The 14,483-nt window shown below is 66.0% G+C and carries 14 protein-coding genes; 9 read left to right on the top strand and 5 right to left on the bottom strand.

Features of this window, described 5'->3' with window-relative positions:
* The first annotated feature begins 114 nt into the window (after nt 1-114).
* Together N2K99_RS03780 and N2K99_RS03785 are read left to right on the top strand one after the other, a co-directional pair.
* A complete protein-coding gene (locus tag N2K99_RS03780) occupies nt 115-1,470 on the top strand; it encodes a PQQ-binding-like beta-propeller repeat protein (RefSeq protein ID WP_227933939.1) in 1,356 nt (451 codons plus the stop codon).
* A gap of 82 nt (nt 1,471-1,552) precedes the next feature.
* A complete protein-coding gene (locus tag N2K99_RS03785) occupies nt 1,553-2,008 on the top strand; it encodes a DUF3817 domain-containing protein (protein ID WP_227923444.1) in 456 nt (151 codons plus the stop codon).
* A gap of 19 nt (nt 2,009-2,027) precedes the next feature.
* On the opposite strand, the gene N2K99_RS03790 is transcribed toward N2K99_RS03785, so the two are convergent.
* The 4 genes from N2K99_RS03790 to N2K99_RS03805 are packed head-to-tail and all read right to left on the bottom strand — an operon-like array spanning nt 2,028 to nt 5,865.
* Nucleotides 2,028-3,347, bottom strand: a complete 1,320-nt coding sequence (locus tag N2K99_RS03790; protein WP_227933940.1) for a multidrug effflux MFS transporter — start codon at nt 3,345-3,347, stop codon at nt 2,028-2,030.
* A gap of 32 nt (nt 3,348-3,379) precedes the next feature.
* Nucleotides 3,380-4,225, bottom strand: a complete 846-nt coding sequence (locus tag N2K99_RS03795; RefSeq protein WP_227933941.1) for an SDR family oxidoreductase — start codon at nt 4,223-4,225, stop codon at nt 3,380-3,382.
* Between the two features lie 3 nt (nt 4,226-4,228).
* Nucleotides 4,229-4,930: a type 1 glutamine amidotransferase domain-containing protein gene (locus tag N2K99_RS03800; RefSeq protein ID WP_227923447.1), complete on the bottom strand. Its 702-nt coding sequence runs from the start codon at nt 4,928-4,930 to the stop codon at nt 4,229-4,231.
* A 44-nt stretch (nt 4,931-4,974) separates the two neighbouring features.
* Nucleotides 4,975-5,865 (bottom strand): aldo/keto reductase, encoded by an 891-nt coding sequence (locus N2K99_RS03805; protein ID WP_227933942.1) that lies wholly within the window; start codon nt 5,863-5,865, stop codon nt 4,975-4,977.
* 227 nt (nt 5,866-6,092) lie between these two features.
* Between N2K99_RS03805 and N2K99_RS03810 the strand changes: the two genes are divergently transcribed.
* The 4 genes from N2K99_RS03810 to N2K99_RS03825 all read left to right on the top strand — a co-directional run bounded on the left by N2K99_RS03810 (nt 6,093) and on the right by N2K99_RS03825 (nt 10,999).
* Nucleotides 6,093-7,580, top strand: coding sequence for an aldehyde dehydrogenase family protein (locus tag N2K99_RS03810; RefSeq protein WP_227933943.1), 1,488 nt, complete (start codon nt 6,093-6,095; stop codon nt 7,578-7,580).
* A 21-nt stretch (nt 7,581-7,601) separates the two neighbouring features.
* Nucleotides 7,602-9,011 carry an aminomethyl transferase family protein gene (locus tag N2K99_RS03815; protein WP_227933944.1) on the top strand — a complete coding sequence of 470 codons (1,410 nt, stop codon included), beginning with the start codon at nt 7,602-7,604 and terminating at the stop codon, nt 9,009-9,011.
* Nucleotides 9,012-9,121: 110 nt separating this feature from the next.
* Complete coding sequence (locus tag N2K99_RS03820) at nt 9,122-9,511, top strand: VOC family protein (RefSeq protein ID WP_227933945.1); 390 nt, start codon at nt 9,122-9,124, stop codon at nt 9,509-9,511.
* 93 nt (nt 9,512-9,604) lie between these two features.
* Entirely contained in the window at nt 9,605-10,999 is a 1,395-nt protein-coding gene (locus N2K99_RS03825; protein WP_227933946.1) for an MFS transporter, read from the top strand.
* Between the two features lie 12 nt (nt 11,000-11,011).
* Here N2K99_RS03825 and N2K99_RS03830 read toward each other — a convergent pair whose 3' ends face one another.
* Nucleotides 11,012-11,374 carry a hypothetical protein gene (locus N2K99_RS03830; RefSeq protein ID WP_227923458.1) on the bottom strand — a complete coding sequence of 121 codons (363 nt, stop codon included), beginning with the start codon at nt 11,372-11,374 and terminating at the stop codon, nt 11,012-11,014.
* Between the two features lie 167 nt (nt 11,375-11,541).
* On the opposite strand from N2K99_RS03830, the gene N2K99_RS03835 reads away from it, so the two are divergent.
* From N2K99_RS03835 to N2K99_RS03845, 3 genes are read left to right on the top strand one after another with little or no spacing between them, the layout of a single operon-like run.
* Nucleotides 11,542-12,366 (top strand): (Fe-S)-binding protein, encoded by an 825-nt coding sequence (locus tag N2K99_RS03835; protein ID WP_227933947.1) that lies wholly within the window; start codon nt 11,542-11,544, stop codon nt 12,364-12,366.
* Nucleotides 12,363-13,862, top strand: a complete 1,500-nt coding sequence (locus tag N2K99_RS03840) for a LutB/LldF family L-lactate oxidation iron-sulfur protein (protein WP_227923461.1) — start codon at nt 12,363-12,365, stop codon at nt 13,860-13,862. Before N2K99_RS03835 ends, N2K99_RS03840 begins: the two co-directional genes overlap by 4 nt.
* On the top strand, nt 13,859-14,479 hold the full coding sequence (locus N2K99_RS03845; RefSeq protein WP_227933948.1) for a lactate utilization protein C: 621 nt from the start codon (nt 13,859-13,861) through the stop codon (nt 14,477-14,479). The genes N2K99_RS03840 and N2K99_RS03845 overlap by 4 nt, the downstream gene beginning before the upstream one ends.
* Nucleotides 14,480-14,483: the final 4 nt, after the last annotated feature.

The raw sequence follows: 14,483 nt of genomic DNA on the forward strand, positions 1-14,483 counted from the left end.
GACCCTGGGGGCCATTGTGTCGCAGCAGCCTTTTTTGTTGCGTGCGGGGATTCACCCTTCCACTACAATCCTTGTCCGGAATCACTTTCTGAGGCAAAAATTTTGGGGGAAATAATGCCGTATAAAAAGCCGTCCGTCTTCCTGCCTGCCATGGCGCTGTCCGCAGCACTGCTGCTCAGCGGCTGCGGGGGAAGCGACTCCGACGCCGCCAACAGCAACGGCAGCGGAGGGGAATCGAAGGAAAGCGCCAAGGGGAAGAGCGAATCGGACTTCAAGCACCTGAGTATTTTTGACGTCGAGGCGGAAGTTCCCGAGGACGTGGAGCGGGTGCCGCTCGAATTTGCCGGAAGCCCGCGTGAGGAGATGAGCGCACACGACGGGAAACTGTTCACTTACGACAACAACTCTTTGTTTGTCGCCGACTATGCCACGGGTAAGCCTCCGGCCGGGTACCCAACCTCCGACGGAGAAGGTTCGCAACACGCTGCCCTCTATCGGGGAATGGGATTCGTCGAGTTGTTCACCCTGCCGGTGGCAGCGGACGGTTACCTGTACTTCTCGGACCGGTCGGTGGAGGGAGAGCCCGACGACGGCGAACAAGAACTGGCCCGCTTCGATCTGGCAACGGGCCTGCCCGAAGTGCTGGCAACCACTACCGAATTCCCGCAGATTACGGTGCACGACGGCGTCCTCTACTATCTGGCGGACGGTTTGCTCACCGCATTGGACACCGGCACCGGCAATCAGCTCTGGCAGGTGGACTGCGATGTGGAATCCGCCCTCGATGTGGTGCTGGCAGTAAGTGATAACGCCGTCGGAGTGATGCACACCTATACGTTTGATGCGTTCAACCTCGAAGACGGCGAGCAGGTTGTGGACCGCGACGCCGAGACCTTCTTCGTGGGTCTCGCTGCCGGCCCCGACGACTTCTACCTGGCTGAGCGCACCGAGGAGACCCAGAGCGACTATTTCACCAGTGCTTCGAACCTGTACCGGATTAGCGGCAGCAGTGGTGACGAGGAGAAAATCGCCACTACCCGGGAAACGGACTCACCGGAACTGACGAATCTGCAGATGGCCGTACATGACGGCACCATCGTGCTTAAGAGCGATTCAGAGGTCCACGCCGTAGATGAGGCTTCCGGAGAAACCCGCTGGATCGCATCGGTCCGCGATAAGCCGTTCGATCGAGAGTTTGAGCGGGATATCCCGTACGTGGACCTTTTCGCCGCCTTCGACGCGGACACGGTGTACATCTATGCCACCGGCGAAGCGGAACCGGATGACGAGGACACCACGAGCCGGTTGCTGGCGCTGGATATCGCCAGCGGCGAGATGCGTGCCGCCTACGACATCGATGCTCCCCGCCAGTCAGCCGGGCCGAAGATCGACGGCGGCAACCTTCTGATCCACCACGCAGGCAGCTCACAGGCGGATGATGAGGTGCTGGTCCTGCCCACGGTCCCCTAATCCTGCCAGGGAGGGGGATTCGCCTGAACCTGCGGCATGCTGACATACTGTTGGTAAACCCGAAATGAAGGCGGATCCCTCGATGTCACCCCGCAAACTGTTCCGCACCCTTGCCCTGGCCGAAGCTGTGACCTGGACCCTGCTCCTGATCGGCATGTTCGCCAAGTACGTGCTGCATTTTGAAGCCCTGACGCCCATCTTCGGCGGCCTGCACGGCTTCGTCTTCCTGGCCTACGGCGTGGTCACCCTCTTTGTCTGGGCCAACCAGAAATGGCCGGCGCGCACCGGCATCCTCGGCCTGGCCACCACGGTGATCCCGTGGGCCACCATCCCCTTCGAGAAGTCGGTGGACCGACGCGGCATGTTGAAAGGCGGCTGGCGGATGGCCCCCGGCGGCGAAGAGCCCACCAACGGCGTGGACCGGATTGCCGCCCTGGTGCTGCGCCGCCCCGTCGCCGCCGGGGCCGTAGCCTTGGTTGCCGTGGCAGTGGTCTTCGGCGTCCTGCTCTACCTCGGCCCGCCCGTACAACTGGGGTAAGCGTTCCGAAGGGTAAGCCCTAGGACTCCGTGGCCAGCGGGGCGCCCGGCTCAGCCGGGACAGCACCCGGAGCGGCACCGCGACGCAGTCGCCGCCGGCCCGGACGGTTGGAGCCGCCGCCGCGGTACGCCGTCGTCGCCGTGGCCAGAATGAGGACGATCAGGGCGGCGCAGCCGATGATGACCGAAACCATGGCCATTGCCCCGCCGCCGAGAATGCCGACCAGCGGGCTGATGATCCCGGCCAGGCCCACCTGCAGGGCACCGATCAGTGCTGCGGCGCTGCCTGCCATGTGCCCGTAGTCGTTCAGGGCGAGTATGGAGGAGTTCGAAGCGATGAAGCCGTGCATGGCCAGGACCAGCCACAATCCGGCGGTCAGGCCGGCGGCACCGCCGAGGCCGGTCAGCACGATCACCGGCAGCAGGACGGTCAGCCCCAGCAGCAGGATCACTGCCAGCCGCAGGATGCCCATGGGGGAGTAGCGGTGCACGAGCCACGCGTTGAGCTGCGCAGAGATAACCATGCCGACGCCGTTGATCGCGAACACTCCGGCGTACTGTGCCGGGCTGAGGCCGTATTCGTCCTGGAAGACGAACGGCGAGCCCACCACGTAACTCATGATCACTGCCATGCCCAGGCCGGGAATGGTGGCCAGTGCCAGGAACTGCCGGTCCTTCAGCAGGACCCGGAAGCCGCTGAAGGTACTGGCGCCGCCCTTGGTCCGGCGCCGTTCCGGCGGCAGCGTTTCGGGCATCCACTTCAGTACGATCGCTCCGAGGACCACGCCGATCAGCGCCAGCGTCAGGAACACCGCCCGCCAGTTCCACAGGCCCGAAACAGCCTGCCCGATGCTGGGCGCCAGCAGCGGGGCGAGGCCGATGATCAGCATCAGCCGGGAGAGCATCGCTGCGGCGGAGGAACCGGTGAACCGGTCACGGACCACGGCGAGGGCCACCACGCCGGCGGCGGCGTTAAAGAAGCCCTGCAGCAGGCGCAGCACAATCAGCGCGCCGATGTTGGGAGCCAGGAAACACAGCAGCGAAACCACCACGTGCAGGGCAATGCCGATGATCAGCGGCAGCCGCCGGCCGAACCGGTCCGAGAACGGTCCGATGACCAGCTGCCCGACGGCGGCACCTAGCAGGGTGCCGGAAAGGGTGAACTGGGCGGCGGCGGCACTGGTGTGAAGGTCCTCGGCAACCTCCGGCAGCGCGGGAAGATACATGTCGGTGGTCACGGCCGGCAGTGCGGCCAGCGCACCGAGCATCAGGATGTACTTAATGCTGGTGCGGCGTGCGGTGCGGTTTCGTGTTCCGGTCTTGGGCGGGGTATCGCTCACGGGGCTCCTGGTGCAGGTACGGTTACAAAATCCTAAGGGTGCCGGACACCGGCTCCGGCCAAAACGGCCCGGTAGCCTTCCCGGTACGTGGGGTAGGCAAACTCGAATCCGGTTCCGAGCAGCCGCCGGTTGCTCAGCCTGCGGTTGCCGCCGCGGCTGCTGGACGTTTCGCCCGCCGGCGGCAGTTCCCGGCCGAGTTCGGCAGCCAGGAAACCGAGCACCTCGGCCAGCTCCACCGGCTCCATATCCACTCCAACATAGAGCGGCGCGGGATGCGAAACCCGGGTGGCCAGATGCACGATGGCCGCGGCGGCGTCGTCCCGGTGGATCCGGTTGGTCAGCTGGGTTCTGGCAGGTACGACGGCGGTTCCGGCGCTCACGGAATCGATCAGCCGGGTGCGTCCCGGCCCGTAGATCCCGGACAGCCTCAGCACCACCGCGTCGGGGCGGCGGGCGTGCAGCAGTTGTTCGGCCTCAAGGATGACGGCACCCGTGGCCGACGCCGGGCGGGCCGGGGTTTCCTCGTCCACCTCGCCGCCGTCGGCGTCGCCGTATACCGCGGTGGAGGAAACGAACAGGATGCGGCGCGGCTCCACGCCGTCGCGCTCAAGCGCGTCCAGGACGTTGGCGGTGCCGGTGACGTAGGCGGCACGGTAGGCCTCCTCGGTCCGCTGATCGGCGGCCACCGCAATGACGACGACGTCGGTGTCCGCAGGAATGCGCGGCAGGTCGCCGGCCAGGTCCACGGCAGATCCGGTGATTTGCTTCGGCAGTTTCTCCGGGGAGCGCCGCCACCCGAGCACGGAAAAGCCGGCCGCAGCAAACCGCAGGCCGGCCTCCGTGCCCAGATCGCCGCAGCCGGCGATCAGGACCGTCATGTTCTACTCAGCCAGTGCGGAGATGACGGCCTTGGCCACATCCTCGCTGGACTGGGGGTTCTGGCCGGAAATCAGGTTCCGGTCGCGGACCACGTAGCTGGTCCAGGCGGGGCCGGTTTCGATCACGGCGCCCTTGTTCCGGAGCACTTCCTCCACGAACCAGGGGGTGTTCTCTCCGGTGCCGCCGTTCAGCTCCTCCTCGTCGGTGAAGACGGTGAGCTTGCGGCCGGAGAAGATGAACTTGCCGTCTTCGGTCTCGGCGGCCAGCAGGCCGGCCGGGCCGTGGCAGAACGGGGCAATGATCTTGCCCGCGGCGTCAGCCGCAATGAGGATCCGGCCCATGTCCTTGTCGAACGCCAGGTCCGCCATGGGACCGTGCCCGCCCGGCATCACCACGGCGTCGTACTCCGACACGTCTGCGTCGGCGAGCACCAGCGGCGAGGAGAGCTCGGCGTCAATGTAGGCAATGTACTGGGTGAAGGCGGCAGCCTTTTCCGGGCTGCCGGCGGACTCGGGAGCCAGGCTGACCTGGTCCACGGTGGGCTTCACGCCGCCGGGGGTGGCGATGCGGACGGTGTGTCCGGCTTCGCGCAGTACCCGGTGGGATTCAACCAGTTCCTCGGCCCAGTAGCCGGTGGGGTGTTCGCTGCCGTCCTTCATGGTGAGGGAGTCTGCTGCGGATACAACCATCAGGATATTTGCCATGCGTTCTTTTTTCCTTTGCTTGGCGGGAAAAGCGGAAAGTGTTTTTACTTGGCCGGTGCTGCGGCGGCGCCGGCGGCGTCCAGCTCAGCGAAGGTGGCGTCGTCGAGTGAGATGTCTGCGGCACCCAGGTTGTCTTCGAGGTGCTCGATGGAGCCGGTGCCCGGGATCGGCATCATGACCGGGGAGCGGCGCAGCAGCCAGGCCAGGGCAACCTGCGAGGTGCTGGCGTTCAGGCGCTTGGCCGCTTCGTCCACGGGGCCGCCCGGCCGGGCCAGCTCGCCGGCGGAGATCGGAGCCCAGGGGATGAAGCCGATGCCGTTGTCTTCGGCGTACTTCAGCACGTCCTCGGAGGAACGGTCGGTGAGGTTGTAGCGGTTCTGCACGGTGGAGACGGTGAAGAACTTCGACGCGGCTTCCAGCTCGGCAACGGAGACCTGGGACAGGCCGAGTGCCTTCACCTTGCCCTCCTGCTGGAGATCGCGCAGGACAGCGAACTGCTCTTCGGGATCGACCTTGGGGTCAATGCGGTGCAGCTGCAGCAGGTCCAGGGAATCAACCCGCAGCTTGCGCAGCGCGAGTTCGGTCTGCTGGCGCAGGTATTCGGGGCGGCCCACCGGTACCCAGACGTCGGGCCCGGTGCGGACGAAGCCGACCTTGGTGGCGATGCGGACGCCGTCCGGGTAGGGGTAGAGCGCCTCGGCGATGATTTCTTCGCTGATGTTCGGTCCGTAGGAGTCTGCGGTGTCGATGAAGTCGACGCCCAGCTCGACGGCGCGGCGCACCACGTCGACGGCGGTGCCGCGGCTTTCCGGCTCGCCCCAGATACCGGGTCCCACAATCCGCATGGCGCCGAAGCCCAGGCGGTGGACAATGCCGAGGTCCTTGAGGTCGATGGTGGGGGACAGGGCGGGAGTCGTTTCCGTCGTATCAGTCATATTGGCGTCAACAAGGCCCGTCGCCGGGTTTATTCCTCAGCATCCTTACATAGGTGCCGGCGGCACCCTTTCGGACCCTGTTGTCCGGACCCCCGGGGTGGGCTACCTTGTACCCACCGCGGCAGGGCATTCGAAGCTGTCAGCCGGCGAGTACAGCAGCAACACGGATCAGCAGCGTCACGGATACAGCAGCGACAGATCAGCAGCAACACAGAGAGGTGTTGGCGATGACAAAGACTTCCGCCCAGGTGGTGACCGGGCTGTACATCAACGGTGAGCCCCGGAGGACGCAGGAAACCCTGGCCGTCGCGGATCCTGCCAGGCCCGGGCAGGTGGCGGGCCACGCAGCGGCTGCGTCGCCGGAGGACGTGGCGGACGCCGTCGGTGCTGCAAAGGCGGCCTTTCCCGCCTGGTCGGCGCTGTCGGCGCAGGAACGGGCGGCGCGGATGGCCGACGCGATTGCAGGCATAGCCGACCTGCGGGATGAGGACGCGGCCATCCTGTCCCGGGAGAACGGCAAAATCGTTATGGAGAGCTGGGTGGACACCCTCGTTTTCGAGCTCCGCTGGCAGCTTGCCCTGTCCCTGGCCGATCAGGTGGATCAGGACGGGATCCTCGAACCGGCGCCGGGCATCCCCGTGACCACCACCGTGTCCTACCAGCCGCTGGGTGTGGTGACTGTGATTGTGCCCTTCAACTGGCCGGTCGCAATCCTCGGCGCGTCCCTGCCCCACGCCCTGCTGGCAGGGAACACCGCCATCGTTAAACCGCCGCCCACCGCGCCGCTGGCAACCACCCGGATTGTGCAGCGCGTTGCCGAAAAACTGCCGCCGGGAGTGCTGAACGTCGTCACCGGCCGGGACAGCGACCTGTCCGGCCTGATCCGGAACGACGACGTTGCCAAGGTCTGTTTCACCGGCAGCGTCAACGGCGGCAAACGCATCATGGAAATGGCCTCCGGGTCCTTGACCCGGGTCACCCTCGAGCTCGGGGGAAACGACGCGGCCATCATCCTCGACGATGCATTGCTGGACGACACCCGGCTGGACCGCCTCCATGCGGCGGTCTTCGATACAACGGGCCAGATCTGCATGAACGCGAAGCGGATCTACGTTCACCGCTCCCGCTTCGAAGAACTGGTGCAGGGACTGTCCGCCCGGTTGGAAAACGCCGTGATCGGCTACGGCCTCGACGAAGGAACAACCATGGGGCCGCTGCATTCACCGGCGCAGAAGGCCTTCGTGGAAGACCTGATCGAGGAGGCAGAGACTGCCGGCGCCGAGGTCCGCCGGTTCGGCACCCTTCCCCGGGATCCGGAACTGCGGGACGGCAACTTCCTGCGCCCGGCGCTGGTCCTTGATCCGCCGCCGGAACTGCGAGTGGTCACCGAGGAGCAGTTCGGGCCCGTGGTTCCAATCATTCCGTTTGATTCCGAAGACGAAGCCATTACCTGGGCGAACGACAGTTGGGCGGGGCTCTGCGGCTCGGTCTGGACCGAGGATCCGGCCAGGGCCAACGCGGTCGGTTCGCGCCTGGCCTGCGGCTATGTGTGGGTCAACGACCACGGAGCGACCCGCTTGGACCTTCGCGCACCGTTCGGCGGCATGAAGCAGTCCGGCATGGGCCGTGAACAGGGAATCCAAGGCGTCCGGGCTTTCCAGGACACCCGATCCATTGCCCACCTTGACGAGGTTGCAGCCGCGGCTGCGCACTGAGCCCCGCGAAAGGAACCGACGATGTCCCCGAATTCCCTGCAGGAGGTCCTGAACGCGTCCGGAAACGCCGTGGATTACCTGCGCAATGTGCAGATGGGCGCCTACGTTTACCCGGTGGTCGCTGCGGAGTTCACCAATTGGCGCAACGAGGTCCGGGCCTGGCGCGAAACGGCAGTGCTGTTTGACCAGTCCCACCACATGGACAACCTGACCGTTTCCGGGCCCGGAGCCCTGAAGCTGATGTCCGATACCGCCATCAACTCGATGGAGAACTTTCCCGTCAACAGGGCCAAGCAATACGTTCCGGTCACCCCCAACGGGCACGTCATCGGGGACGGAATCCTCTTCCGGGAAGCGGAGGAAGAATTCGTCTTTGTCGGCCGCTCACCTGCTGTGAACTGGCTGCTCTACAACGCGGAGCAAGGGGGATACGACGTCGAGCTGAAGACCGACCGACGCTCGCCGTCGCGCCCCATGGGCAAGCCCGTGTTTCGGGACTACTGGCGGCTGCAGATCCAGGGACCCCGCGCCTGGGACGTCATCGAGAAAGTGAACGGCGGCCCGCTGGAGCAGCTGAAGTTTTTCTCCATGGCCTCCATGTCCGTGGGCGGAACCCGGGTGCGGACCCTGCGCCACGGTATGGCGGGAGCCCCCGGCCTGGAGCTCTGGGGCCCGTACGAGGACTACGACCGGATCCGGGACACCATCCTCAGTGCCGGCGAGGAGTTCGGACTTGAGCCTGCCGGTGCGCGCGCCTACTCCTGCAACACCCTCGAATCCGGGTGGATCCCGTCACCCCTGCCCGGCATCTACAGCGGGGAGGAACTGGCAGGCTATCGCCGGTGGTTGGGAGCGGACAGCTTCGAAGCCCGTTCCGCCGTGGCGGGGTCCTATGTGCCGGACTCGGTCGAGGGGTACTACACCACCCCTTGGGAACTGGGCTACGGGTCCTTTATCAAGTTCGACCATGACTTCATCGGCCGGGACGCGCTGGAGGCCATGGACCCGCGGGCCCAGCGCCGGAAGGTCACGCTGGCCTGGGACGGCGATGATGTGGCAACGATTCACGCCTCGATGTATTCCAAAGAGGAATTGCCCTACAAGTTCTTCGACCTGCCCAATGCCAACTACGGTGCCTCGAATTTCGACACCGTTCTGGACGACTCGGGGCGGATGGTGGGCATTTCCATGTTCACCGGTTACAGCTGGAACGAGAAGCGTCCGCTTTCGCTGGCCGTGGTGAACCCGGACGTGGAGATCGGATCGCGGCTGTCGGTGGTCTGGGGCGAACCGGACGGCGGGACCCGGAAATCTTCGGTGGAACCGCACCGGCAATACAACGTCGGCGTGGACGTCAGTCCGGTGCCGTACTCCGAAGTTGTCCGCAGAACGTACACGGACGGCGGCTGGCGGAAAGCGGCGGCTGTTTAGCCGGAACCGGCTCGACGGACAGCTGCGGCCCGGACGAATCTGCCGGACGAGGACTGAAGCTGTCCGCAGCACTGTTCCACGACGTCGTCGGCGCCCCTATCGTCAATGCCATGGACTGGAAAATCGAGCTCGTCCCCGTGCCGGTGTCCGACGTCGACGCCTCCAAGAACTTCTATGTGAACCAGGTGGGCTTCAACGCCGACTACGACGAACGCATCAATGAAGGCCTGCGCTTTGTGCAGCTCACCCCGCCGGGCTCGGCCTGCTCGGTGGTGATCGGCCCGGGGACCACGGATATGGTTCCCGGTACCCAGCGGATCCAGGTAGTGGTCCCCAGCGCTGCCGACGCCCGACAGCACCTGGTGGACCACGGTGTGGCGGCCAGCGACATCACTCCGCTGGACTGGGGAATGTTTGTCTACTTCAGCGACCCGGACGGTAATCAGTGGTCGCTGCAGGAAATGCCGGAGATCCCGCCCACCCTGCCGTCGCAGCTGTAGCAGAGGGCAACTAACCGCGCTTGACCTCAACCGCACTTGAGCCTGTTGACTTCGAGCAGCACAGCCGGAATCAACATCCTCAAGGAGCATCACTTGCAGGCCGAACACCAGGTCAATACCGGGCCCGACCGCGCCGCTTTCTGGTCCCGCCGTTACCTCTCGACCACGGTAGGGCTCTTCACCCTTGCCTTCCTGTTTGCCTTCGAATCCCTCGCCGTGGGCACAGTGATGCCGGTGGTCGCACGGGAGCTGGACGGGCTGTCCCTCTACGGCCTGGCCTTCGGTGCACCGATGGCCACCGCCGTCGTCACTATTGCGCTGGCCGGCGGCTGGACCGACGCACGGGGACCCGCCCCGGCGCTGCGAACCGGCGTCGCCCTGTTCTCCGTGGGAATTGTTGCCGCAGCCCTGGCACCGTCCATGGTGATGCTGGTCCTCGGCCGGTCGCTGCAGGGACTGGGCGCAGGGCTGGCGGGAGTGGCAATGTACGTCGTCATTGCCCGCGCCTACCCGCAGTCCCTGCGGGCGAAGGCCTTCACCGTGCTCAGCAGCGGCTGGGTGTTTCCCGCGCTGGTGGGACCGGCCCTTGCCGGATGGCTGAATGACTTCCTGGGCTGGCGGTCGGTTTTCGGAGCGGCGCCACTGTTTGCCGTGGCCGCCTATGCAGGCCTTGCACCGGTGCTCCGGAAGCTGCCGGGGAGCAAAGCCTGGCGTCCGAATTATGTGCGCACTGCATGGGCAGTCCTGGCGGCCGGAGGAGTTCTCGGCATCGGGCTGACCGGAGGTGAAGCCACGGGATGGGCACTGCTGCCGGCTGCAGCATGTGCCGCCCTGGTGCTCCTGTCCGGCCCGCGGCTGCTGCCGCGTCGGACCTGGACGATGGGCCGCGGCCTGCCGGCAACCATCCTGCTGCGCGGTTTCATCGGAGCGGCCTTTGTCGGGGCGGAGGCCTATCTGCCCCTGGCGCTGTCCGTGCACCGGGGGTTCACGCCTACGCAGGCCGGGCTGCTGCTGACCGTCTCGGCCGTGGCCTGGTTCGCCGGATCGCTGGCCGCGGCCAACCTGGCGGTCCTGGCGAACAAGGTGGCGAGGGTCCGTTTGGGGGCACTCCTCCTGGCGGTAGGCATCGGTGCGACGGCTTGGAGCGTCGACCCCCGGGTGAGTATCCTGCTGCCCGTGCTGGGCTGGGCAGTTGCCGGTGCCGGCATCGGGATGGCGTTTCCCACCCTGTCGGTACTGATGCTGGATTTTTCCGCCGAGGGGGAGGAAGGCACCAACAGTTCTTCCCTGCAGGTCAACGACAACCTCGTGCAGTCCCTGTGGCTGGCTCTGGGCACGGTTGCTTTTGCTCTGATGCTGCCGGTGGCGCCGCTGGGTGCGTTCATCGGAGCCTTTGCCAGCGCCGCCGGCCTGGCCGCCGCAGCGCTGGCCCTTTCGGGACGGCTGGCCCCGGGACGGCTGGACCCGCCCCGGTCCGCGCGGTCCTAGGGTTCTGCAGTCCTAGAGTTCGGCGGCTACGGCGTTCAGGAGCTCGGCCAGGTCCGCTTTGCCCTGCCCCCAGTCCGTCACCGTAGTGGGAACCGCCGGTGTGCTCGTGGCCAGCACACGCGTGGTGCCGGCGTCGACCGGTTCAAAGGAGAGCACAATGTTGGATCCGTAGGACTTCCAGGTCATTCCGACCGAGAACTCTGCCCGTTCCTGCCACACCCCGGTGAGCGTCATCTTCGGTACCCGGTGTGCTGCCCGCTCGACGGCGGGCGGCAAGGCAGACACCGGCGCGGAGATCACCAGTTCACCCCGGCCGCGGGCCCGCTTGGACGTTATTTCGAGACTGATTGTTTTTGCATTCCCCATGTTCGTCATGCAACAGAGAATAGCGCAGCGGTGACTGCCCAGCGGGAGGCCGGGAGGGAGGGCGCTGGGGCCGATCACGAACTTCACCCGCAGCAGGCATATCAATCGGCGGAGTTATATTGAAAGATGGTTCCACTCGAGGAGGTGCAGCGCCGCGCTTCCGCTGAAAGGCAGCCATGAAGATTGCTTTGTTCGCCACCTGCATTGTGGACGCGATGTATCCCTCCACGGCCCGCGCCACGGTTTCCATACTGGAACGGCTGGGGCACGACGTCGTGTTCCCGGCCGGCCAGGCCTGCTGCGGGCAGATGCACCTCAACTCCGGGTACTTCCCGGAAGCGGTGCCCGTGGTCCGCAACCACGTAGAGGCTTTTGAGGCAGAGGATTACGACGTCGCCGTGGCGCCGTCGGGCTCCTGCGTCGCCTCGGTGAAACACCAGCATGCAATGCTGGCCCGATCCGTGGGCGATCCAGACCTCGAATCCCGGGCCACCGCCGTCGGCGCACGGACCTACGAACTCTCCGCCCTGCTGACCGATGTCCTGGGCGTGACGGACGCCGCTGCGCAGCTGGGCTCCTGGTATCCGCACCGGATCACCTACCACCCCAGCTGCCACGGCATGCGGCTGCTGCGGCTGGGGGACCGGCAGGCGAACCTGCTCCGCACAGTGGAAGGCCTGGAACTGGAACCGCTGCCCGAAGCGGACCAATGCTGCGGCTTCGGCGGAACGTTCTCGCTCAAGAACGCGGACGTCTCCTCGGCCATGCTGGCGGACAAGAATGCGAACATCGCCGCCACCGGCGCCCAGCTGTGCAGCGGCGGTGACGCCTCCTGCCTGATGCACCTTGGCGGGGGCCTCTCCCGCGAAGGCAGCAGCATCACAACCCTGCACTTCGCGGAAATCCTGGCCAGCACGCACGACCACCCGGCACCGCCGCCGGGTGCCGGGCGGGACGGGGCCCGGAGCACCGCCCGCCTCACGGGAAAGGCCGGACAATGAGTTCCACATATCTGGGCATGCCGGCGGTGCCGGTTTTCGGCAGCGGCAACCTGCATACCGCTGAACCCTTTCCGGTCGCAGCGCGGCGGGAACTGGACAACGCGCAGCTGCGTGCCAACCTCGGCCACGCCACCTCCACCATCCGCGACAAGCGGCTGCGCGTGGTCGCCGAACTGCCGGACTGGGAGGAACTGCGCGAAGCCGGCAGCGCCACTAAGGCCGCTGTTATGGCGCGGCTGCCCGAACTGCTTGAGCAGTTCGAGGGGAACTTCACCGCACGCGGCGGCGTCATCCACTGGGCGCGGGACGCAGCGGAAGCCAACGAAATAGTGCGGGACCTGATCCGCGACGCCGGCGCGGACGAGGTGGTCAAGGTCAAATCCATGGCCACCCAGGAAATAGGACTCAACGAATACCTTGAAGAGCACGGCATTTCCGCGTTCGAAACCGATCTGGCGGAGTTGATTGTCCAGCTGGACCATGACAAGCCCAGCCATATCCTGGTGCCGGCAATCCATAAGAACCGCAGCCAAATCCGGGACATCTTCCTGCGCGAGATGCCGGACGTTGATCCGGACCTCACCGATACCCCGGCCCGGCTCGCCGAAGCGGCGCGGCTGCACCTGCGCCGGAAGTTCCTTTCCGCAAAGGTGGCCATCTCCGGCGCGAACTTCGCCCTGGCCGATACGGGTACGCTCGCCGTCGTCGAATCCGAAGGCAACGGCCGGATGTGCCTGACCCTCCCGGAAACCCTGATCACCGTGATGGGGGTGGAGAAGCTGCTGCCTTCGTGGACGGACCTGGAGGTGTTTATGCAGCTGCTGCCGCGTTCCTCCACGGGGGAGCGGATGAACCCCTACACCTCGTTCTGGACCGGAGTCACGGCAGGCGACGGGCCGCAGAATGTGCATCTGGTGCTGCTGGACAACGGGCGCAGCGCGGCGCTCGCGGATGAGCGAGGGCGTTCCGCACTGCACTGTATCCGCTGCAGCGCCTGCATGAACGTCTGCCCGGTGTACGAGCGCACCGGCGGGCACGCCTACGGCTCCACCTACCCCGGACCCATCGGTGCGATCCTCTCGCCGCTGCTGACCGGGATCACCTCCGAAGAGAATGCGTCGCTGCCGTACGCCTCCTCACTCTGCGGCGCCTGCTACGACGCGTGTCCGGTGAAGATCAATATCCCGGAAATCCTGGTGCACCTGCGCTCCGAGGATGTCCAGAGCCGCCGCGGGACGAAGAAGGTGCCGGGGCAGATGGATGTTGCCATGAAGGCAGCGTCCTGGCTGATGGGCTCGGGACGGCGGATGGCCCTGGTGGAGAAGGCCCTGCCGTTGGGAAAGCTGGCGGCCGGACCGGATAGGAAAATCAAGAAGCTTCCCGGCATCGCCGCCGGGTGGACCAGGAGCCGCGACCTCCCGGCTCCGCCTGCGCAGTCCTTCCGGGACTGGTGGGCCAAAGAGCACGAAGACACTGCGTCGAAAGAGCAAGCATGAGCGCCCGTACGGAAATCCTGGACCGGCTGCGGTCCGCCCTCCACGATGCCCCGGAAGCACCGGAAATTCCACGGAAGTACCGGCACAACTCCGGCATGAACGAGGACGAACTCATCGAACTGCTCAGCGACCGGCTGCTGGATTACAAGGCCGGCGTCAGCGTGGTGGATGAAGCATCCGTGCCCGCCCGGGTGGCCGAACTGCTGGCAGGGGAGAGAACCTACGTGGTTCCCGCGGGACTCGATGAACGCTGGACGGCGCTGGCCCCGGGACGGGTGGTGGATTCACCGGAGGAGCCGCTGAGCGTGGAGGAGCTGGACGGCATTGACGCGGTGGTCACCGGCTCCGCGGCGGCGGTGGCCGAAACCGGCACCATCATCTTGGACGGCAGCCCGGGGCAGGGCCGGCGGGCGTGTTCACTGGTCCCGGACCACCACGTGTGCCTGGTCCGGGCCCGGGACATTTCCGGTGTGCTCCCCGAAGCGGTGCGGCGCCTGAACGTCACCCATCCGCTGACCTGGATCAGCGGCCCGAGTGCCACCAGCGACATTGAACTGCAGCGGGTGGAAGGCGTGCACGGGCCGAGGCGACTGGACGTGGTGATCATCCGGACCTGACAAC

Origin of the sequence: Arthrobacter sp. zg-Y1110, from assembly GCF_025244865.1 — a bacterium.
Taxonomy (GTDB): Bacteria; Actinomycetota; Actinomycetes; order Actinomycetales; family Micrococcaceae; genus Arthrobacter_B.